The 20,150-nt window shown below is 63.8% G+C and carries 19 protein-coding genes; 12 read left to right on the top strand and 7 right to left on the bottom strand.

Translation table 11 applies throughout. The features are described from left to right. Positions 1 to 230: 230 nt before the first annotated feature. The 4 genes from AC0L3C_RS05430 to AC0L3C_RS05415 all read left to right on the top strand — a co-directional run bounded on the left by AC0L3C_RS05430 (position 231) and on the right by AC0L3C_RS05415 (position 5,376). Positions 231 to 1,736 carry a M81 family metallopeptidase gene (locus AC0L3C_RS05430; RefSeq protein ID WP_473407359.1) on the top strand — a complete coding sequence of 502 codons (1,506 nt, stop codon included), beginning with the start codon at positions 231 to 233 and terminating at the stop codon, positions 1,734 to 1,736. Between the two features lie 13 nt (positions 1,737 to 1,749). Continuing rightward, a complete protein-coding gene (locus tag AC0L3C_RS05425) occupies positions 1,750 to 2,922 on the top strand; it encodes a M20 aminoacylase family protein (RefSeq protein WP_473258871.1) in 1,173 nt (390 codons plus the stop codon). Next, positions 2,915 to 4,336, top strand: coding sequence for an amidase (locus AC0L3C_RS05420; protein WP_473407358.1), 1,422 nt, complete (start codon positions 2,915 to 2,917; stop codon positions 4,334 to 4,336). The genes AC0L3C_RS05425 and AC0L3C_RS05420 overlap by 8 nt, the downstream gene beginning before the upstream one ends. A 149-nt stretch (positions 4,337 to 4,485) precedes the next feature. After that, the gene (locus tag AC0L3C_RS05415; RefSeq protein ID WP_007611887.1) at positions 4,486 to 5,376 is read left to right on the top strand and encodes a crotonase/enoyl-CoA hydratase family protein; all 891 of its coding nucleotides are present in this window, start codon (positions 4,486 to 4,488) and stop codon (positions 5,374 to 5,376) included. A 12-nt stretch (positions 5,377 to 5,388) separates the two neighbouring features. Here AC0L3C_RS05415 and AC0L3C_RS05410 read toward each other — a convergent pair whose 3' ends face one another. Beyond that, positions 5,389 to 6,366 carry an NADPH:quinone oxidoreductase family protein gene (locus AC0L3C_RS05410; protein WP_473407357.1) on the bottom strand — a complete coding sequence of 326 codons (978 nt, stop codon included), beginning with the start codon at positions 6,364 to 6,366 and terminating at the stop codon, positions 5,389 to 5,391. Next, complete coding sequence (locus AC0L3C_RS05405) at positions 6,366 to 6,974, bottom strand: DsbA family protein (RefSeq protein WP_473258880.1); 609 nt, start codon at positions 6,972 to 6,974, stop codon at positions 6,366 to 6,368. The genes AC0L3C_RS05410 and AC0L3C_RS05405 overlap by 1 nt, the downstream gene beginning before the upstream one ends. 110 nt (positions 6,975 to 7,084) lie before the next feature. Here AC0L3C_RS05405 and AC0L3C_RS05400 point away from each other — a divergent pair, with 110 nt between their 5' ends. Both AC0L3C_RS05400 and AC0L3C_RS05395 read left to right on the top strand, forming a co-directional pair. Further along, complete coding sequence (locus AC0L3C_RS05400) at positions 7,085 to 8,107, top strand: methionine synthase (protein ID WP_473258882.1); 1,023 nt, start codon at positions 7,085 to 7,087, stop codon at positions 8,105 to 8,107. Continuing rightward, positions 8,076 to 8,339: a hypothetical protein gene (locus AC0L3C_RS05395; protein WP_473407356.1), complete on the top strand. Its 264-nt coding sequence runs from the start codon at positions 8,076 to 8,078 to the stop codon at positions 8,337 to 8,339. Before AC0L3C_RS05400 ends, AC0L3C_RS05395 begins: the two co-directional genes overlap by 32 nt. Here the strand turns inward: AC0L3C_RS05395 and AC0L3C_RS05390 are convergent. From AC0L3C_RS05390 to AC0L3C_RS05380, 3 genes are all read right to left on the bottom strand, one after another. Beyond that, positions 8,336 to 8,953, bottom strand: a complete 618-nt coding sequence (locus tag AC0L3C_RS05390; protein WP_473258886.1) for a hypothetical protein — start codon at positions 8,951 to 8,953, stop codon at positions 8,336 to 8,338. The genes AC0L3C_RS05395 and AC0L3C_RS05390 overlap by 4 nt on opposite strands. A 107-nt stretch (positions 8,954 to 9,060) precedes the next feature. Then, entirely contained in the window at positions 9,061 to 9,588 is a 528-nt protein-coding gene (gpt, locus tag AC0L3C_RS05385) for a xanthine phosphoribosyltransferase (RefSeq protein WP_007602504.1), read from the bottom strand. A 36-nt stretch (positions 9,589 to 9,624) separates the two neighbouring features. After that, entirely contained in the window at positions 9,625 to 10,362 is a 738-nt protein-coding gene (locus AC0L3C_RS05380) for a competence/damage-inducible protein A (RefSeq protein ID WP_473407355.1), read from the bottom strand. A 277-nt stretch (positions 10,363 to 10,639) separates the two neighbouring features. Here AC0L3C_RS05380 and AC0L3C_RS05375 point away from each other — a divergent pair, with 277 nt between their 5' ends. The 5 genes from AC0L3C_RS05375 (at position 10,640) to AC0L3C_RS05355 (ending at position 15,692) form a co-directional block, all read left to right on the top strand. After that, the gene (locus AC0L3C_RS05375) at positions 10,640 to 12,058 is read left to right on the top strand and encodes a circularly permuted type 2 ATP-grasp protein (protein ID WP_473258890.1); all 1,419 of its coding nucleotides are present in this window, start codon (positions 10,640 to 10,642) and stop codon (positions 12,056 to 12,058) included. A gap of 4 nt (positions 12,059 to 12,062) precedes the next feature. Further along, positions 12,063 to 13,007 (top strand): alpha-E domain-containing protein, encoded by a 945-nt coding sequence (locus tag AC0L3C_RS05370; protein ID WP_027567757.1) that lies wholly within the window; start codon positions 12,063 to 12,065, stop codon positions 13,005 to 13,007. Positions 13,008 to 13,176: 169 nt separating this feature from the next. Beyond that, entirely contained in the window at positions 13,177 to 14,025 is an 849-nt protein-coding gene (locus tag AC0L3C_RS05365; protein ID WP_473258893.1) for a transglutaminase family protein, read from the top strand. A gap of 123 nt (positions 14,026 to 14,148) precedes the next feature. Then, positions 14,149 to 14,907 (top strand): proteasome-type protease, encoded by a 759-nt coding sequence (locus AC0L3C_RS05360; protein WP_473279634.1) that lies wholly within the window; start codon positions 14,149 to 14,151, stop codon positions 14,905 to 14,907. Between the two features lie 26 nt (positions 14,908 to 14,933). Next, entirely contained in the window at positions 14,934 to 15,692 is a 759-nt protein-coding gene (locus tag AC0L3C_RS05355; RefSeq protein WP_007602492.1) for an SDR family oxidoreductase, read from the top strand. 248 nt (positions 15,693 to 15,940) lie between these two features. Here the strand turns inward: AC0L3C_RS05355 and AC0L3C_RS05350 are convergent, their stop codons facing one another. Next, on the bottom strand, positions 15,941 to 17,179 hold the full coding sequence (locus AC0L3C_RS05350) for an MFS transporter (protein ID WP_473407354.1): 1,239 nt from the start codon (positions 17,177 to 17,179) through the stop codon (positions 15,941 to 15,943). A gap of 158 nt (positions 17,180 to 17,337) precedes the next feature. Here AC0L3C_RS05350 and AC0L3C_RS05345 point away from each other — a divergent pair, with 158 nt between their 5' ends. Then, positions 17,338 to 18,588, top strand: coding sequence for a NupC/NupG family nucleoside CNT transporter (locus tag AC0L3C_RS05345; protein WP_473407353.1), 1,251 nt, complete (start codon positions 17,338 to 17,340; stop codon positions 18,586 to 18,588). A 42-nt stretch (positions 18,589 to 18,630) separates the two neighbouring features. Here AC0L3C_RS05345 and AC0L3C_RS05340 read toward each other — a convergent pair whose 3' ends face one another. Next, entirely contained in the window at positions 18,631 to 20,031 is a 1,401-nt protein-coding gene (locus tag AC0L3C_RS05340) for a tetratricopeptide repeat protein (protein ID WP_473407352.1), read from the bottom strand. Positions 20,032 to 20,150 lie beyond the last annotated feature (119 nt).

Below are 20,150 nucleotides of genomic sequence, written 5' to 3'. Positions count from 1 at the left end.
GCCTCGTCATTCCGGGGCGTCGCGAAGCGATGAGCCCGGAATCCATCGGGCAGCAGACTCCGTCGCACGATGGATTCCGGGCTCGCGCCGAAGTGGTGCGCCCCGAAATGACGGCGGAGCAGCATTCCCAAAACGATCTGACGCCATGCGCGCCGCGATTGCTTCCCGGCTTGCTCTCGCCGCAAGCACAGGGCTAACGTCGCGCACTTTCAATTGCTGGACTTGAGTTGATGACACGTATCGCCGTCGCCGGCTTCCTGCACGAGACCAACACCTTCGCTCCGACGAAGGCGACTTTCGCGGATTTCCAGCACGGCGGCGGCTGGCCGGCGATGACGCAAGGTCCCGACGTGCTGAAGGTGATGCGCCGCATCAATGTCGGCCTCGCCGGTTTCGTCGACAGCGCCGAGGCTAACGGCTGGGAACTCATTCCAACGATTGCCTGCGGCGCGAGCCCTTCGGCGCATGTCACCAAGGACGCCTTCGAGCGCATCGTGAAGGTCATGGTCGATGGCATCGCTGCCGCCGGCCCGATCGACGCCGTCTATCTCGATCTGCACGGCGCGATGGTCACGGAACATCTCGACGACGGCGAAGGCGAGATTCTCGCGCGCGTGCGCCGCGTCATCGGCAAGGAGATTCCGCTGGTCACCAGCCTCGACCTCCACGCCAACGTCACCCCCGAGATGATGGAGCACGCGGACGCGCTGATCGCCTACCGCACCTATCCCCATGTCGACATGGCCGAGACCGGCCGCGCCTCGGCCAAACATCTCGCGCTCCTCCTGAACACCAGGCAGCGTTTTGCAAAATCCTTCCGGCAATTGCCGTTCCTGATCCCGATCAGCTGGCAGTGCACCAACGACCAGCCGACCAAGGGCATCTACGAAAAGCTTGCCGCGCTCGAGAGCGACGCCGTTCCGACGCTGTCCTTCGCGCCCGGCTTCCCCGCCGCCGATTTCCGCGATTGCGGGCCGAGCGTGTTCGCCTATGGCAAGACGCAAGCCGATGCCGACCGCGCTGCGGATGCGATCGTGAAGCTGATCGAAAGCCATGAGGACGATTTCGACGGCAAGATCTGGTCACCCGATGACGGCGTGCGCCACGCGATGGAACTCTCGAAGGGCGCCAGCAAGCCCATCATCATCGCCGATACCCAGGACAATCCGGGCGCCGGCGGCGATTCCGACACCACCGGCATGCTGCGCGCGCTGGTCCGCAACAAGGCCAGTGCCGCGACCGGCGCGATCTACGATCCGGAATCGGCCAAGGCCGCGCATGCAGCCGGCGCCGGTGCCACCGTGACGCTGTCGCTCGGCGGCAAGTCCGGCATTCCCGGCGACGAGCCCTATCGTGAGGCCTTCGTCGTCGAAAAACTCTCCGACGGCCGCTTCATCGCGCCCGGTCCCTACTATGGCGGCCGCGAGATGGAGATGGGCCCGTCCGCCTGCCTTCGCATCGGCGACGTCCGAATCGTCGTCTCCTCGCACAAGGCGCAGCTCGCCGACCAGGCCATGTACCGCTATGTCGGCATCGAGCCGACCGAACAGAAGATTTTGGTCAACAAGAGCTCGGTGCACTTCCGCGCCGATTTCGAGCCGATCGCGGAAAAGCTGATGATCTGCGCCGCCCCTGGCGCGATGCCGGCCGACACAGCCACGCTGCCATGGACACGCCTGCGGCCGGGCATCCGCATCAAGCCGAACGGCCCGGTTTTCACTCCCTCCTCACGCTAACTGGACAGAACACATGCCCACGATCGAGCGCATCGACGGCTATGCCGACGAACTCACCGCTATCAGGCGCGACCTTCACGCCCATCCGGAAATCGGCTTCGAGGAAGTGCGCACCTCCGGAATCGTCGCGGACAAGCTGAAGAGCTGGGGCATCGAGGTGCATCGCGGTCTCGGCGGCACCGGCGTGATCGGAATCATCAAGGGCAAGGGTTCGAGCGGCAAGCGTATCGGGCTTCGCGCCGACATGGACGCGCTGCCGATGGAGGAGAACACCAATCTGAAGTGGAGTTCGAAGATTCCCGGCCGCTTCCACGGCTGTGGCCATGACGGCCACACCACCATGCTGCTCGGCACCGCGCGTTACCTCGCCGAAACCAAGAATTTCGACGGCACAGTACACCTGATCTTCCAGCCGGCCGAGGAAGGCCTCGGCGGCGCCCGCGCGATGATCAAGGACGGGCTGTTCGAGAAATTTCCGTGCGACGAACTCTACGGACTGCACAACGCGCCCGACCTCAACCACGGCGAGATCGCGATCCTGCCCGGCCCCGCGATGGCCAGCGCCGACTTCTTCGACCTCCGCATCACCGGCTATGGCGCGCACGGTGCGATGCCGGAGCGCTCCAAGGACGCTGTGATCATCGCGACCACGCTGGCGCAGGCGATCCAGACCATCGTCAGCCGCAATGTCGAGCCGCTGCAAGCCGCCGTCGTCTCGATCACGCAGATTCACGCCGGTTCGGCGTACAACGTCATCCCCGGTGACGCGCATCTCTGCGGCACCATCCGCACTTTCTCGAAAGAAGTCCGCACCCTGATCAGCGAACGCATTCGCACGATCTGCGCCGGCATCGCGAGCGCCTATCAATGCGTGATCGACGTCGACATCCGCGACACCTTCGACGTACTGGTCAACCAGGTCGAGCAGTCCAAGGTGGTCGAGGAGGTCGCGCGCACCATCGTCGACCCCGCCAACGTGATCACCCGCGCCCAGCCGAAGATGGGCAGCGAGGATTTCGCCGACATGCTGCAAACCATTCCCGGCGCCTATTTCTGGGTCGGCCACGACGGCTCGGTGCCCGTGCACAATCCCGGCTTCGTGCTCGACGACAAGATCCTGCCGATCGGTGCCAGCATGTTCGCCCGGATCATCGAGACCCGTATGCCGGTGGGTGCCCATGCATAAAAAGAGCGTCGAAGAGGAAGTCACCTCGTTGCACGATCTCTCCGCAGTCGATCTGATCGCGGGCTATCGCGCCAAGCAGTTCTCGCCGAGCGAGGTGCTGGAAGACGTGCTCGCGCACGTCGCAGCTTGGGAGCCGCACCTCAAGGCGCTTTATGCACTCGATCCCGACGGCGCGCGCGAGGCCGCGAAGGCCTCGACCGCACGATGGTCCGGGGGCGAGCCGTCCGGCGCGCTCGACGGCGTGCCGGTGACCGTGAAGGACAACATCGCGACCAAGGGCGTGCCGGTGCCGCTGGGCGCGGCCAGCGTCAAGCTGGTGCCGGCCGAGAAGGACGCGCCGCCCGCCGCGCGGCTGCGCGAGGCCGGTGCGATCATCTTCGCCAAGACCACCATGCCCGATTACGGCATGCTGTCTTCGGGGCTATCCTCTTTCCATGCGCTCGCGCGTAATCCCTGGGGCCTCTCCAAGAATCCCGGCGGCTCCAGCGCCGGCGCGGGCGCGGCTGCGGCGGCTGGCTATGGTCCGCTGCATCTCGGGACCGATATCGGCGGCTCGGTCCGCCTGCCCGCGGGCTGGTGCGGCCTCGTCGGATTCAAGCCGAGCTTTGGCCGCGTGCCGATCGATCCCGCCTATGTCGGCCGCGTCGCCGGTCCCATGACCCGCACCGTCGACGATTGCGCGCTGATGATGAGCGCGATCGCAAAACCCGACCGGCGCGACGGCACGAGCCTGCCCGCGGAACCCCTCAACTGGAAGGGGCTGGAGAAATCCCCGCGCAAACTCCGCATCGGATTGATGCTCGATCCCGGCGTTGGTCTGGCGCTGGAGAAACCGGTGCGCGATGTCGCCGTGAAGGCGGCAAAGGCATTCGAGTCCGCAGGGGCCGTCGTCACCGAAGTCGACGGCATCCTCACGCGCGAGATGCTCGACGGCCTCGACAACTTTTGGCGCGCACGGATGTGGGATGACCTGTCGAAGCTGACGCCCGCCGAACAGGCCAAGGTGCTGCCCTACATTTTCAAGTGGGGCGAGTCGGGCGCGAAGCTCTCCGGTGTCGACGTCATCAGGGGCTTCAACCAGACCATGGCAATCCGCGCGGCGGCATCAAAGCTGTTCTGCGAGCTCGACTATGTGATCTCGCCGACCGCGCCGAACGTGAACTATCCGGCGGAGTGGGCCTCGCCGACCAACGATCCCATGAAGCCGTTCGAGCATATCGCCTATACCGTGCCGTGGAATATGTCGGAGAATCCGGCGATCTCCATCAACGGCGGCTTCGACGCCAAGGGTTTTCCCATCGGCGTGCAGATCGTCGGCCGCCGCTTCGACGACATCGGCGTACTCGGCGTGGCCAAGGCCTTTGAGAGCCTGCGCGGGCCGCAGAAGCCCTGGCCAAGCCCGCCGGCGAAGTAATCTACATACTCCGTCATGGCCGGGCTTGTCCCGGCCATCCACGTCTATACGCTTGCACTGAAGCAAGTACGTGGATGCGCGGGACAAGCCCGGGCATGACGGCAGGCTGCGTAGCAACACCAATAACAAAGAAAAGGAAGGAAACCACCATGGCGTATGAGACGATCAAATACGAGGTCGCCGAGCAGATCCTCACCATCACGCTGAACCGGCCCGACAAGCTCAACGCCTTCAACGCTCAGATGCAGGGAGAGCTGATCGACGCGTTCGACGCCGCCGACAAGGACGACGACGTCCGCGCCATCATCGTCACAGGCGCCGGCCGCGGTTTTTGCGCGGGCGCAGACCTTTCGTCTGGCGCCGACACCTTTGACCGCGACGCGCGTCGCGGGCCGGTGAAGCGCTTCGCCGACGGCAAGGTCGACTACAGCGATTCCCAGGTGCGCGACGGCGGCGGCCAGGTGACGTTGCGCATCTTCAAATGCCTGAAGCCGGTGATTGCCGCGGTCAACGGTCCCGCGGTCGGCATCGGCGTCACCATGCAGCTCGCGATGGACATCCGCATCGCGTCCGAGGCCGCGCGCTTTGGCTTCGTGTTCTCCCAGCGCGGCATCGTGCCGGAGGCCGCCTCGAGCTGGTTCCTGCCGCGCATCGTCGGCATCTCGCAGGCGCTGGAATGGTGCTATTCGGGCCGCGTCTTCCCGGCGCAGGAAGCCCTCGCCGGTCGCCTCGTCAGCAAGGTCGTAGCCCCTGATGATCTGCTGCCGACGGCCCGCGCGCTCGCCAAGGAATTCGCGGCGAAGACGGCGCCGGTGTCGGTGGCACTGATCCGCCAGATGATGTGGCGCATGATGGGGGCCGACGATCCGATGGAAGCGCACAAGGTCGACAGCCGCGGCATCTACGCCCGCGGCCGCTCTGAAGATGTCAAAGAGGGCGTGGTGTCTTTCCTGGAAAAGCGCCCTGCGCAGTTCAAGAACAAGGTGTCGAGCGATATGCCCGACTATTTCCCGTGGTGGACGGAGCGGGAGTACAAGTGACCTTGTAGGCACTTAGTCCATCATCAACGCCACACGCCCGATCGCCTTGCGGTCGATCAGCAACCGCATCGCCTTCGCAACCTCCTCCAGCGGCAGGCGGTGCGAGACGTGGGGCCGCAGCTTGCCCTCCTCGGCCCATTGGAGCATTGCCTTCAGCCTGACCTCGCCGAGCGCGGGATTTTTCCGTACCGCCTCACCGGCGCGCACGCCGAGCACGCTGGCACCCTTGATCAGCAGGAGATTGGTTTTCGCCGAGCCGATGCCGCCCGTGAAGCCGATCACCAGCAGCCGCGCGCCCCAGGCGATGCAACGCATCGAATTCTCGAACACTTCGCCGCCGACGGGATCGAACACGACGTCGGCACCGCGACCGTCGGTGATGCGCTTGACAGCATCACGAAACGGCTCGCGGTCGTAGCGCACGAGATGATCGGCGCCGCGCGCCTTGGCAATCGCGAGCTTTTCGTCGCTGGACGCGGTCGCGATCACGGTCGCGCCCAGCATCTTGCCAATCTCCACGGCGGCAAGGCCCACACCCCCACCGGCACCATGCACCAGCAGCACCTCCCCCGGCTCGACCCGGCCGCGGTCGATCAGCGCGTGATAGGCGGTGCCGTGCCCGGCGAGATAGGTCGCGGCTTCCGCATAGTCGAACGTCGATGGCATCGGCGTGAGCTGCGACGGCATCACCAGTGCTTCATCGGCGAAGGCGCCGTGCCGCATCTTGACGATGACCTTGTCGCCGGCTGCGACGCCGCTCGCCCCTGCGCTGACCTCGGTCACGTCGCCGGCCGCCTCCATTCCCGGCGTGAACGGCAGCTCCGGCTTGAGCTGGTACTCGCCGGCCGCCATCAGCATGTCTGGAAAATTCAGGCCGGCGGCACGGATCGCGACGCGCACTTCGCCCGGCTTCAGCTCGCGCGACGGAAACTCTTCGAGCTGCAATTTTTCGGGCGCGCCGAGCGCGCGGCAGACGACAGCCCGCACCATCAGGCCGCGCTCGCCTTGTCGCGCAGCAGCGCCTCGCGGATCAACGGCAGGCGGTCATTGCCGAAATACATGTCGGTCTTGCCGACAAAGATCGTCGGCGAGCCAAAGCCGCCGCGAGCGACGACCTCTTCGGTGTTGGCCTTGAGTTGGTCCTTGATCCCCTGCCCGGAAATGCCGGCGAAGAATTTCTGCTCGTCGACGCCGACCTTCCTGCAGATCTCGGCGAGCACTGAATCCCGCGAGATGTCCTTGTCCTCGCCCCAATAGGCCTCGAACACCGCCGTGGCGAAAGGCACCGTTTCCTGTCCGAGCCAGATGCAGCCGCGCATCGCTTTGACGCTGTTCACCGGAAATACCGTCGGCGGCATCTTGATCGCGAGACCGGCCGAGCGCGACCAGTCGGCAAGGTCCTTTTTCATGTAGCGCGCCTTCAGCGGCACCGGTGTCTCACGCTGAGCATAGACACTTGGGTTGGCCGTATTGAAGATGCCGCCCACCAGGATCGGCCGCCAGATGATCTCCGCGCCAACCTCCCGGGCCAGCGGCTGGATGTTGTGGAAGGCGAGATAGGTCCAGGGGCTGGAACAGTCGAAGAAGAATTCGATCATGGCGTTTCCGGTCCGGCGCCGCCGGTTTCAAGGCGACTTTTGTTGTTCTGTACCTCGACGTTAAGACATGGCAGGAAGGGGCGCAATCACAACCCGCCGAGAGGGCCGCCATGCTGTTTCCAACCACGATCGCCGGCTCCTTGCCGAAGCCGGAATGGCTCGCCGAACCCAACATGCTCTGGGCGCCCTGGAAGTCGCAAGGCGACGAGCTCGTCCGCGCCAAGCGCGATGCGACGATGCTTGCCGTCAAAGTCCAGGAGGATGCCGGGATCGACATCGTCACCGAGGGCGAGCAGGCCCGGCAACATTTCGTCCACGGTTTCCTGGAGAAGATCGAGGGCATCGATTTCGCCCACAAGGTCGAGATGGGCATCCGCAAGGACCGCTACAAGGCGATGGTGCCGCAGGTCGTCGCCCCGCTCCGGCTGAAGAGCCGCGTCCACGCCGACGAGGCGCGCGTCGCCCGCGCGCACACCAAGAAGAAGCTGAAATTCACCCTGCCCGGTCCGATGACCATCATCGACACGATTGCGGATCGCTACTATGGCGACCGCGTCAAGATGGCCTTTGCGTTCGCCGAACTCCTGAACGAGGAAGCCAAGGCGCTCCAGGCCGACGGCGTCGATCTCGTGCAATTCGACGAGCCCGCGTTCAACGTCTACATGGACGAGGTCAACGACTGGGGTATCAAGGCGCTGGAGCGCGCCGCGCACGGCCTGACCTGCGCCACCGCCGTGCATATCTGCTACGGCTACGGCATCAAGGCCAACACCGACTGGAAGGAAACGCTCGGCGCGCAATGGCGGCAGTACGAGCAGATCTTTCCCGCGATCGACGCCAGCCCGATCCAGCAGGTCGCGATCGAGTGCCGCAACTCGAAGGTGCCGCTCGACCTGCTCGCGCTGCTCAAGTCCAAGATCGTGCAGGCCGGCGTGATCGACGTCGCCAGCGACACGGTCGAGACCGCCGAGGATGTCGTGCAGGTGATCGACGCGGTGTCGAAATTCGTACCCAAGAGCAACATCATCGCCACCACCAATTGCGGCATGGCGCCGATGCGGCGCGAGATCGCCGAAGCCAAGCTGATGGCGCTTGGGGCCGGTGCCGCGCTGGCACGCGAGAAGCTGGGTTAAGGCGGTGGTCCGTCTGGCGTTCACCATTGCAGCGCTTGCAGCTTTCGCGCTGCCTGCGCATGCAGAGGATCGTTCCGTGCTTCTCAATTGCAAAGCAATCATGGAGCGTGCGTCGAAGGATGCGAATGCCGCGAGCGGAGCCGAGCTGACACGCTGCCGCCAAGTGATCCGCGAATGGGCGCTGCGCGATGCGCGCACGACAGTGGATGAAGACGGCAAGCCGCTGCGCTAGCTGCGCGCGGTCGGATGCAGCACAGGTTGATATCCAGCGATGATCGCGCGCAGCGTGGAAAGCGGCGTCAGCAACATCGGATGATCGAGAGCGCTCGGATGCGGGGCGTAGCCCGCGGGTGACCACGGCAGCGCCTTGCCCTGCGCGACGACGAAGCAGTCATCGCCCTGTTGCACCATCGCGCCATCCGGCAATTCCGCGAGTGGCATCGGCAACGCATGCAGCCGTTTCTTGCCACGATCGAGCCGTTCCCGATGCAGTACGGCGTCCATTGCCTTGGCGCTGATGCCGCGGGCACCGTTGCCCGTCTCCCATGCAACGCGGAAGCGCTTGGCATCGTCGCGACGGCAGAAGAAGCAGGGACGGTGGCCTGCGGCAAAGGCCGTGGCCTCGTCGAGGAAGAAGAGCTCGGTCCAGCTCCGCCGCGCCATCACCGGCCGGCGCCAACCGCGGAATTCGCACAGGCAAACGATCCAGGCCGGCGACGACCAGCGCTTTTTCAACAGCGTCTTGGTCGCGGGATCATGGATGATGCCGCGGTTGCCGGTGAACAGGCCGCGGTGCGGCGTGGCAACGATCTCGCCGGTCGGCGTGACGCGGTTTTGCAGGGGCATGGTCGCCTCCGCCCGTCATTGCGCGGAGCGAAGCGACGAAGCAATCCAGATTATTTCCGCGGACACATTTCTGGATTGCTTCGCTGCGCTCGCAATGACGGCGATGATCACGCCGCCCCGTCGCGCAGCGGAGGGTGATAGGACAGCGCGGTGTCCCAGGGGAAGAAGATCCAAGTGTCCTGCGAGACTTCCGTGATGAAGGTGTCGACCAGCGGACGCCCCTTCGGCTTGGCGTAGACCGTGGCGAAATGCGCGTCGGGCAGCATTGCGCGCACCAGCTTGCCGGTCTTGCCGGTATCCACGAGGTCGTCGACGATCAAAAGCCCCTTGCCGGTGCCGCCGCCGAGCTTCATCACGTCTTCGGAGATGCCCTTCAGCACTTTGAGGTCCCCCTGCTTGTCGTGGTCGTAGCTGGCGATGCAGACCGTATCGATCACGCGCACGCCAAGCTCGCGCGCCACGATCGCCGCCGGCACAAGGCCGCCGCGGGTGATCGCGATCACCGCATGAAATGGACCAACCTCGTTGAGCCGCCAGGTCAGTGCCCGGCAATCCCGGTGGAACTGGTCCCACGAGACCGGAAAGGGGCGGCCCGCCCGTTCTTCCGCGCTTAGTTCCGGTGCTTCACCAGCCATGGTCGTCTCCTGCTTCGTCTGCCGGCAGCTCGGTTGCTAACGGGTGATGTTCAATCCCGCCAGCATTTCCTTTACTGCCGCCATTGCGGCTGCGAGCTTGTCCGCATCGCGCGAGCGCACCACCAAATTGGTATTCGGCTTCTGCTCCTCGTCCATGAAAGGATAGCTGCCGATGATGGTGTCGGGATGTTGGGCGGCAATCGCCCGCAGCGGGCTGCCGATGTCGCCCTCCCGCGCGTTGGCGCGGACCGATTCGGAGAGCATGCGGACGCCCGATTTCAGCTTGGGCGAGACGATGTCCATCATCGCCTGCATGATCGAGGGCACGCCCGCCATCACGATGACATTGCCGATCTTGAAGCCGGGGGCGAGGATGGTCGCGCTCTGGATCAGCTCGGCACCATCGGGGATGCGGGCCATGCGCAGGCGGGCCTCGTTGAGGTCCTGCTCGCTCCAGCGCTCGCGGAAACGGGCGACCACCTCCGGGTGATGGTCGATGCCGACGCCGAACGCCTTGGCGACGCTGTCGGCGGTGATGTCGTCATGGGTCGGCCCGATGCCGCCTGTGGTGAAGACATAGGTGTAGCAATGCCGCAGTGCATCCAGCGCCGCAATGATGTCGGGCTCGTCGTCGGAGACGACCCGGACCTCCTTCAGGTCGATGCCGATATTGGTCAGGTATTCGGCGATGAAGCCGATGTTCTTGTCCTTGGTCCGGCCGGACAGGATTTCGTCCCCAATGACCAGAATGCCCGCCGTGACGATCTCGCTCATACCTCAAGTCCCTCACCTATCGGCCCGACTTTGCCGAGGTAACGCGTTGAAGTCACGCGGTTTTGCTGCCGAAATAAGCAGTCCTCAGCCATTTTTTCAGGCAAGCCGCCGGCCATCCCCGGCAAATGTCCTCTCCCCATGCTTATCGCGCTGGCCCGGCCCTTGCTACCGCATGAAAGTCATGCACTCTTGCCGCATGGCCAGGACGTTGCGGTCTTCACCAAGGCCTGGCGGCCTGTCGAATGGCGCAACGCCTTGCGGAGACAAGTCGGGATCTATGGCAGTCGCGTTTGATGAAATGAACATTCCCGGTGGGGACCTTCGCCCCGCCTATCAGGAGCTGGCGCGCTGGCTCAAGGAGACGCCTCCCGAGGCGCTCGAATATCGCCGCCAGGAGGCCGAGCTCCTGTTCCGCCGGATCGGCATCACCTTCGCCGTCTATGGCGAGGCCGAGTCCACCGAGCGCCTGATCCCCTTCGACGTGATCCCGCGGATCATGTCCGGCAAGGAATGGTCGCTGCTGGAGAAGGGCCTCAAGCAGCGCGTGCGCGCGCTCAACATGTTCCTGCGCGACATCTATCACGGCCGCGACATCCTCCGCGCCGAGATCGTGCCCGACGACCTGATCTTCCAGAACCCGGTCTTCCGTCCCGAGATGAATGGTCAGCAGGTGCCGCACGACGTCTACGTGCACATCGCCGGCATCGACATCGTCCGGGTCGATTCCGAGGACTTCATCGTGCTGGAGGACAATGCGCGCACGCCCTCGGGCGTGTCCTACATGCTGGAAAACCGCGAGATCATGATGCGGCTGTTTCCGGACCTGTTCGCCCGTCACAGGGTGGCGCCGGTCGAACGCTATCCGGACGAGCTGCTATCGGCCTTGCGCTCGGTGGCGCCGCAAAGCGCCTCCGGCGAGCCGACCGTCGCGTTGCTCACGCCGGGCGTCTACAACTCGGCCTATTACGAGCACTCCTTCCTCGCTGACAAGCTCGGTATCGAGCTGGTCGAGGGCCGCGATCTCATCGTCAAGAACAATGAAGTGTTCATGCGGACGACCGAGGGCGTGAAACGGGTCGACGTGATCTACCGCCGCGTCGACGACGACTACCTTGATCCCCTCACCTTCCGGCCCGACTCCGCGCTCGGGGTGCCCGGGCTGATGTCGGCCTATGCGGCCGGCAACATCACGCTCGCCAACGCCGTCGGCACCGGCATCGCCGACGACAAGGCGATCTACTCGTACATGCCAGATATCGTAAAATTCTACCTCGGCGAGGAGCCGATTCTGAAGAACGTGCAGACCTGGCGCTGCCGCGAGCCGAAGGATCTCGCCTATGTGCTGGATAATTTGAGCGAACTCGTCGTGAAGGAGGTTCACGGCTCCGGCGGCTACGGCATGCTGATCGGACCTGCCGCGACCAAGGCGACGATCGAAGCCTTCCGCGAAAAACTCAAGCGCGAGCCCGAAGGCTTCATTGCGCAGCCGACGCTGGCGCTCTCGACCTGCCCGACCTGCACGGCATCCGGCCTTGCGCCGCGCCACGTGGACCTGCGGCCGTTCGTGCTCACCGGCAGCAAGAGCACCACGATCGTGCCCGGCGGGTTGACACGCGTTGCCCTGAAGGAAGGCTCTCTGGTGGTGAATTCGAGCCAGGGCGGCGGCACCAAAGATACCTGGATCCTGGACGAGTAGAGAGATGCTGTCGCGTACCGCCGAAAACCTCTATTGGCTCGCCCGCTACGTCGAACGGGCCGAGTATCTCGCGCGCACCATCGATGCGACGCTGCGCGTCACCGCGCTTCCCGCCGCCTATATCGGCAAGACCAACGAATGGGACTCGGCGCTTTTGACCGCCGGCGTCGCCGCGAGCTTCTATCAGCAGTATGAAGAAGCCAACGAGCACAACGTCGTCGATTATCTCTCGTTCTCGGCTGACAATCCGTCGTCGATCAGGAATTGCATCGAGGCCGCGCGGCTGAATTCGCGCTCGGTGCGCACAGCGCTGACGAGCGAGATGTGGGACACCATCAACTCGGCCTGGATCGAATTGCAGGAGGTCTGGAGCAGAGGGACCTCCACGCGCGAGGACCTCGCAAAATTCCTGCGCTTCGTGCAGGAGACCTCGCTGCGCTTCGACGGCTCGGCCTACCGGACCATGTTGCGCAACGACGCCTACTGGTTCTCGCGGATGGGCCTGCATCTCGAACGCGCCGACAACACCGCGCGCATTCTCGACGTGAAATACCATGTGCTGCTGCCCGAAGAGGAGCACGTCGGCGGCCCGCTGGATTTCTACCAGTGGACCTCGATCCTGCGCTCGGTTTCGGCGCTGACAGCCTATCACTGGGTCTATCGCGAGACGCTGAAACCCTGGCTGATCGCGGATTTGCTCATCCTCAACGATTCGCTGCCGCGTTCGCTCGCAAGCTGCTACGGCAATCTGGTGCGCAATCTCGATCAGATCGGCGTCGCCTATGGCCGCCAGGGTCCGGCCCAGCGCCATGCCCGCGGCATCCGCAACCGGCTGGAACACAGCAATATGAACGACATTTTCCAGCATGGCGTGCATGAATTCATTCAGGAATTCATCTCGGACAATTCCAGGCTGGGCGAAATCATCACGAAGCAGTATTTGATCTGATGTCCCCCGGCTGATGAAAACGGGATATCGTCGTGGCCGGGCTTGTCCCGGCCATCCACGTTCTTGCTTTCTCGTGCGAAGAAGATCGTGGATGCCCGGGACAAGCCCGGGCATGACGAGCTTCTTCGCAGTAGGCAGTCGGGTCTAACCACTAACTTCACGGTCCACCATGCGCCTGCGAATCCTGCACACCACGACCTATCGCTACGAGCCGCAGGCCACGAGCGTGATCCAAATCCTGCGCATGACGCCCGGCAGCCATGACGGGCAATATGTGGCGGAGTGGCAGATCGATGTGTCCACCGACACCAAGCTCGACACCCACGAGGACGCGTTCGGCAACGTCACCCACGTGCTGTCCTGCGGACCGGTCGGCGATATCAAGATCACCGCCGAGGGGCTGATCGAGACCCACGACACCGGCGGCGTTCTGCGTGGCGCCGATGAACGCTTTCCGGCAGGGATGTTCTTGCGCGCCACCGACCTCACCACGGTCAATCCGGCGATGCATGCGGTCGCGCGCCAGCTGCGCAGCGAGGCCGAGAGCGACACGCTGGGCTTCCTGCATACGCTGATGACGCAAATCAGCGATCACATGACGTTCGACGAGGACCCGACCAACAGCGGCACGTCGGCGGCGGAAGCGTTCACGCTCAAGCGCGGCGTCTGCCAGGACTACGCGCACATCTTCATCGCCTGCGCCCGCAGCGGGGGCGTGCCGGCGCGCTTCGTCTCCGGCCACTTCCTGCGCTCCGACGGTACGGTGCAGCAGGACGCGGGCCATGCCTGGGCGGAGGCCCATGTCGACGGTCTCGGCTGGGTCGGCTTCGATCCCGCCAACAGCATCTGCGCCACCGACGCCCACGTCCGCGTCGCGATCGGGCTCGATTATCTCGGCGCAGCCCCCGTGCGCGGCACGCGCTATGGCGGCGGAGCGGAGACGCTGTCAGTGGCGGTCAAGGTCGAGCAGGCCGGCCGCGGCGGCCAGTCGCAATCGCAGTCCCAGCGGCAGAGCTGAACCGCGCCACGCAAGCCCCTCGCCCGCGCACTAGCTTCACCCTGCCGCCCCGCGGCAATCGGGGGTTGGAGCGGCCCTTGAAATTGGCTAGTAATTCCGCGCAAACGCGTTCGGGGACTGGAAATGACCTATTGTTGCGGAATTCTGGTTCGGGACGGTCTGGTGATGATCGCCGACACCCGCACCAATGCCGGCCTCGACAACGTCTCGACCTTCCGCAAGCTCCACATCTTCTCCAAGCCCGGCGACCGCATCATGGCGATCGCCAGCGCCGGCAACCTCGCCGTCAGCCAGTCGGTGCTCTCGACGCTGACCGAGGGCCTCGAAGACCCCAACACGGGTGAGATCGAGACGCTGATGAACGCGCCGACCATGTTCCAGGCCGCCCAGCGCATTGGCCGGGCGATCAGGGCCGTGCACGCGACCGAGGGCCCGGCGCTGAGGTCCGAGGACGTGTCGTTCGACGTCTCCTTCCTGTTCGGCGGCCAGATCAATGGCGCGCGCATGCGCCTGTTCATGGTCTATACCGCCGGCAATTTCATCGAATGCACCACCGACACACCCTATTTGCAGATCGGCGAGCACAAATACGGCAAGCCGGTGCTCGACCGCGCCATGCACTACGACGTCGAGCTCTACGAGGCGCTGAAGACCGGGCTGATCTCGATGGATTCGACCATGCGCTCGAATCTCGGCGTCGGCCTGCCGATCGACGTGCTGGTGGTGCGCGCCGACGCCTGCGAGGCCGATCTCAACCACCGCATCGAGGCGGGGGAGCCCTATTTCCACGATTTGCGCTCGCGCTGGTCGGCGGCCTTGCGCGCCGCGCATCAGAACATTCCGCGGCCGCCCTACAAGAACGAAAAAGAATCCAAAACCTGACAGCTCAAGAGAAAAGGCAGGAAACGATGAGTGAAGCGAAAAAGATCGCAGTGGTGACGGGCGCCGGCACCGGAGTCGGGCGCGCGGCTTCGCTGGCGCTGATGAACACAGGCTTCACCGTGGTGCTGGTCGGGCGCCGGCCGGACATGCTCGAGGAGACGGCCAAGCTCGGCCCCGCCGGAAAGAGCCTCTGCGTCACCGCCGACATGACCAAGCCGGACTCGATCGCCGCGCTGTTCGACAAGGTGAAGGCCACCTATGGCCGGCTCGACGTGCTCTTCAACAATGCCGGCATGGGCGCACCGCCGGTGAATTTCGAGGATCTCAGCCTCGAGCAGTGGCAGGCGGTGGTGAACACCAACCTCACCGGCCCGTTCCTGTGCACCCAGCACGCCTTCCGCATCATGAAGGACCAGAGCCCCCGCGGCGGCCGCATCATCAACAACGGCTCGATCTCGGCGCATGCGCCGCGGCCGTTCTCGGCGGCCTATACCTCGACCAAGCACGCCATTACCGGCCTCACCAAGGCGTCCAACCTCGACGGGCGCATGTACGACATCGCGGTCGGCCAGGTCGACATCGGCAACGCCGCAACGCCCATGACCGACCGCATGGTCAACGGTCCCGGCGTGCTGCAGCCCGACGGCACGTCGAAGCAGGAGCCGCGCATGGATGCGAAAGCGGTCGGCGATGCCGTCGCCTACATGGCCGGCCTGCCGCTCGATGCCAACGTGCTGACCATGACCGTCATGGCAACCAAGATGCCGTTCGTGGGACGGGGCTGAATCAAAAAACGTGAAAACAACCCCATGCACAGTAGGCGCCCTATTGATTCATCTACGGTATTTCGCAGTGGTCATTGCGCGCAAAGCTCTCTCCCTCTCCCCGTTCTCCTACGGGGAGAGGGTTGGGGTGAGGGGCTGTTTCAGCAATCACGGTAGCAACTAGACTCGCGGAGAGTCCCCCTCACCCGGAATCCACGCTACGCGCGAATTCCGGCCTCTCCCCGCAAGCGGGGAGAGGCGAAGAGTCCCTACTCCAAGCTCTCCACCCGCCGCAGGCTGGGAAACAGCTTCATCCACAACAGCGCCACCGCGACCGTGCAGACGCCGCCCAGCACGGCTGCCGGCATTGCGCCGAACAGTGCGGCGGCAACCCCGCTCTCGAACTGGCCGAGCTGGTTCGAGGCGTTGATAAAGAGGAAGTTCACCGCACCGACCCGGCCGCGCATCTCGTCGGGGGTCGCGAGCTGCACCAGCGAGAAGCGGATCACGACGCTGATCGTGTCGGCCGCGCCAAGAACGGCGAGCGCGAGCACCGACAGCCACATCCAGGACGACAAAGCGAACACGATCGTTGCGATGCCGAACACGATCACCGCCTGGAACATGCGCAGGCCCACATGCCGCGAGACGGCTTGACGTGCCAGCACCATGGTCATCAGCAGCGCGCCGACCGCGGGCGCGGCGCGCAGGATTCCGAGCCCCATCGGACCTGTCTGGAGGATGTCGCGGGCATAGATCGGCAACAGCGCGGTGACGCCGCCGAACAGCACCGCGAACAGATCGAGCGAGATGGTGCCGAGGATCGCCGGATTGCTGCGGATGAAACGGACGCCGGCGAAAATATTGTCGGCGCCCGCCATATTCTTGGCCATCGCCTGCGGGCGCGGGCGGATGAAGCCGGTCAGGATCATCCCGAAGATCCAGAACAGCAGCATCAGGACATAGGCAAGATGCGGCGCGATCGCATAGGCGAAGCCGCCGAGCGCCGGGCCGGTAATGGTCGCGATCTGCGCCGCACCGCTGGAGACGGCGGTGGCGCGCTGGAGCGAGCCCTGCGGCGCGATCGCCGGCAGCAGAGCCGCGGTGGTCGGGCTCTCGAACGCTCCGGCAATGCCGAGCACGAAGGTGGCCAGGAAAATCTGAACTTCGCTGACCACCCCGAGATAGGTGATAACGCCGAGATAGAGCGCGGTCGCGGCTTCCACGAGCTGGCAGAGCTGGACTACGCGCTTGCGCTCGTAGCGGTCGGCGGCATGGCCGGCGACGAACACCAGCAGCGCCGTGGGCAGGAATTGCACGAGGCCGACCATGCCGAGGTCGAAGGCCGAGCCGGTGAGATCGTAGATCTGCCAGCCGATCGCGACCGCCGCGATCTGGCTGGAGAAACGCGACAGGCTGCGCGAGAGCAGAAAGAACAGGAAGGCGCGATGGGAGAGGAGCGCGCGGGCACTGACCGGCGGGTTTCCCGACATTGGCTGGTCTGGCATCGCCTGTTCGGTCACGCTCGGCCTATCCGGCTCCTGATGTCGACGTGCTCCGCGTGGCTGACACGGACCTGCTTGTCAACAGCGGGACGCTCCGACAATCTCCCGGCATTGCGTTTGCAACGCAGGGGTGGCCATAATCATCGGGGTTTGGGGACATCATGCTGCGGCTGCAATCGGCACTCGGCGTTTTCGCATTGCTGTTGATCGCCTTGGTCCTGAGCGAGAACCGCCGCGCGGCCTCGCTGCGCCAGGCGGCGATCGGCCTCGTCGCCACCTTCGTCACCGCAATCGTTCTCCTGAAGGTGCCGGTCGTCGCGCGCGCCTTCGGTGCCATCAACGACGCCGTGGGCGCGATTTCGGCGGCCTCGCGCGCCGGCTCCTCCTTCGTGTTCGGCTATGTCGGCGGCGGTCCCCTGCCCTTCGACCTGAAAGCACCGGGTGCCGATTTCGTCCTGGCGTTCCAGGCGCTGCCGATCGTGCTGGTCATGAGCGTGCTGACGACGCTCTTGTTCTATTGGCGCGTGCTGCCGCCGATCGTGCGCGGCATGGCCTGGCTGCTGGAGCGGACGCTCGGCGTCGGCGGCGCGGTCGGGCTCTCGACCGCCGCTAACATCTTTCTCGGCATGGTCGAGGCGCCGCTGTTCGTGCGGCCTTATCTCGTGCAGATGACCCGCAGCGAGTTGTTCCTGGTGATGACCGGCGGCATGGCCGGCATCGCCGGCACGGTGCTGGTGCTGTATGCGACGCTCCTTGCTCCCCTCATTCCCGACGCAGCCGCGCATTTCGTCATCGCCTCGGTGCTGGGCGCGCCGGCCGCGATCCTGGTCAGCCTCATCATGGTGCCGGAGACATCCGACAAGCGCACCGGCGGCGCGCTGGAGGCTCCCGAGATGGAGGTCTCCGGCACCATGGACGCGATCGTGAAAGGGACCGGCGCGGGGATCGAACTGCTGATCAACATCGTCGCAATGCTGCTGGTGCTGGTGGCGCTGGTCTACCTCGTCAACGCCATTCTCGGCCTGCTGCCGGATATCGGCGGCGCCGCGATCTCGTTGCAGCGCCTGCTCGGCCTCGTGATGGCGCCGGTGTGCTGGCTGATGGGATTGCCGTGGGACCAGGCGATCACCGCCGGTAGCCTGATGGGCACGAAAACCGTGCTGAACGAGCTGATCGCCTATGTCGACTTCTCGAAGCTGCCGCCCGGCACGCTCGATCCGCGCTCGCGCCTGATCATGCTCTATGCGATGTGCGGCTTCGCCAATTTCGCCAGCCTCGGCATCATGATCGGCGGTCTCGGCGTGATGTCACCGGAACGGCGCGAGGAAATCAACGCGCTCGGGCTGAAGTCGATCGTGTCGGGGACGCTGACGACGTGTCTGATGGGAGCGGTGGTGGGGGCGCTGACCTAGGCGCAGTCAAAGGCGTGGTCGCCAATTGAGAAAACACTCAGTTCAGTTCGACTTGATGTGAGTGTTCGAATGATCCTTCAAGTAGTCACGGGCTACTTCATTGTAAGGATCCATTTGGATAACCGCTTGAAATTCCGCGAAAGCTTCATTCTGTCTCCCCACCGTATCTAGCGCCTTGGCGAGTCGAAGCCGCATCGCAACATTCTTCGGGTCCAGTCGGACGGCCTCTCGATATTCAACTATCGCTTCGTCATTTCTGTACAATTCCAACAAGGCATTGCCGAGATTGTTGTGGGCGCGGGCGCTATTTGGCTCAATTCTTATCGCTTGCTTGCTCTCCTCGACGGCGTCGAGGAAGTCTCCACCGGCCCCCAGCGCAATCGCCAGATTGTAATGAGCATTATAGTAGTTGGAGTCTATTCTAATCGACTCGCGATATTCGGCTATTGCTTCGTCTCGCTTTCCTGCCACGCGCAGAAGGATACCGAGATTATTGTGCGGAAGCGGATCATCCGGCTTTAGCCTTATCGCCTCGCGATATTCCCGCTCAGCCTCATTTGACTTGCCCAAATCTACCAGCGCAAGACCTAGTTGGTTGTGGGCGATCCAATAGCTTGGATCGAGATGAATTGCCCGTCTGAATTCTATAATTGCGTCAGCCGGTCTTCCAACTGCTCGCCTGATGTTGCCCAAGTTGACGTGAGCGGCAGCCAGTTTCCCATTGAGCTCGAGGGCCTTATCGAGCGCCTCTTCGGCTGCTTCAAATTCCTTGCGGAGCGTGAGGATGCTGCCCTTGAGGTTGTAGGACCAAGCAACGTTCTCGTCTTCTGGGGGCAAGCTAGAGATTATCCACTTTGCAAGGTCGAGCGCAGCATCGGGCTGCTTTTCTGCGAGCGAAACAGCGACAAGATACGGCTGTATCTTCCGCATCGCATCCGGAACGGCGGCTGAAAGCAGATCGTCGGGTTTTTCGGGATCGCCACCTTGCACGCTGTTGTAAATTTCCACTCCGTTCAACCTCAGGCGGAGCCAGAGCTGATCATGAATGATCGTGAACTCTCCACTTAACGATTGACTGCGAGTGCTCCGCAAAAGCGATCGCATAGAGGACATAACGGCATCGAGTGAAATTCCGACTGTTGGCACGACGATATTCGGCAATTCGGCGTGTAGAGCTACATCAGCCTGCCTCATTCGAGTGTTTGTCGATTTTGCAAATCTTGATAGCGCATCGCGAAAACGTTGCGCAGCGACGTCTTGCGAGTACCCGCGATCCGCCAGGACCTTGGGTACCGATATAGTTTCGATCACCGTGACGCGTTGGGTAAGACCATTATATGCGATCGTTGCAATGATCAGGCCGACCAGTGCCCACAGGCACCGTGCTACAAAGCTGGAGAAATTCTCGTAGATGAAATTGGCAGCCCACCATATGCAGCGCAAAGCAGTCGCACAGAGCCGACGTGCCAGGCTCGGCCATTTCCTAGGCTGAAGCAGGACGTGAAATATCTCTCTGAACGGTCTCTGTCGTGGAGCCGTCCCCGAAAAGGACCAAGACCGAA

Source organism: Bradyrhizobium sp. WSM4872 (genome assembly GCF_055811715.1).
Note: the sequence above shows the minus strand (reverse complement) of the source record. Positions and strands in the feature narration are given on the sequence as shown.

Bases quoted from the DNA above. Each gene is read 5' to 3' on its own strand.
- AC0L3C_RS05430 (WP_473407359.1), top strand. From the start codon at position 231: ATGACACGTATCGCCGTCGCCGGCTTCCTGCACGAGACCAACACCTTC.
- AC0L3C_RS05425 (WP_473258871.1), top strand. From the start codon at position 1,750: ATGCCCACGATCGAGCGCATCGACGGCTATGCCGACGAACTCACCGCT.
- AC0L3C_RS05420 (WP_473407358.1), top strand. From the start codon at position 2,915: ATGCATAAAAAGAGCGTCGAAGAGGAAGTCACCTCGTTGCACGATCTC.
- AC0L3C_RS05415 (WP_007611887.1), top strand. From the start codon at position 4,486: ATGGCGTATGAGACGATCAAATACGAGGTCGCCGAGCAGATCCTCACC.
- AC0L3C_RS05410 (WP_473407357.1), bottom strand. From the start codon at position 6,366: ATGGTGCGGGCTGTCGTCTGCCGCGCGCTCGGCGCGCCCGAAAAATTG.
- AC0L3C_RS05405 (WP_473258880.1), bottom strand. From the start codon at position 6,974: ATGATCGAATTCTTCTTCGACTGTTCCAGCCCCTGGACCTATCTCGCC.
- AC0L3C_RS05400 (WP_473258882.1), top strand. From the start codon at position 7,085: ATGCTGTTTCCAACCACGATCGCCGGCTCCTTGCCGAAGCCGGAATGG.
- AC0L3C_RS05390 (WP_473258886.1), bottom strand. From the start codon at position 8,953: ATGCCCCTGCAAAACCGCGTCACGCCGACCGGCGAGATCGTTGCCACG.
- gpt (WP_007602504.1), bottom strand. From the start codon at position 9,588: ATGGCTGGTGAAGCACCGGAACTAAGCGCGGAAGAACGGGCGGGCCGC.
- AC0L3C_RS05380 (WP_473407355.1), bottom strand. From the start codon at position 10,362: ATGAGCGAGATCGTCACGGCGGGCATTCTGGTCATTGGGGACGAAATC.
- AC0L3C_RS05375 (WP_473258890.1), top strand. From the start codon at position 10,640: ATGGCAGTCGCGTTTGATGAAATGAACATTCCCGGTGGGGACCTTCGC.
- AC0L3C_RS05370 (WP_027567757.1), top strand. From the start codon at position 12,063: ATGCTGTCGCGTACCGCCGAAAACCTCTATTGGCTCGCCCGCTACGTC.
- AC0L3C_RS05365 (WP_473258893.1), top strand. From the start codon at position 13,177: ATGCGCCTGCGAATCCTGCACACCACGACCTATCGCTACGAGCCGCAG.
- AC0L3C_RS05360 (WP_473279634.1), top strand. From the start codon at position 14,149: ATGACCTATTGTTGCGGAATTCTGGTTCGGGACGGTCTGGTGATGATC.
- AC0L3C_RS05355 (WP_007602492.1), top strand. From the start codon at position 14,934: ATGAGTGAAGCGAAAAAGATCGCAGTGGTGACGGGCGCCGGCACCGGA.
- AC0L3C_RS05350 (WP_473407354.1), bottom strand. From the start codon at position 17,179: ATGCCAGACCAGCCAATGTCGGGAAACCCGCCGGTCAGTGCCCGCGCG.
- AC0L3C_RS05345 (WP_473407353.1), top strand. From the start codon at position 17,338: ATGCTGCGGCTGCAATCGGCACTCGGCGTTTTCGCATTGCTGTTGATC.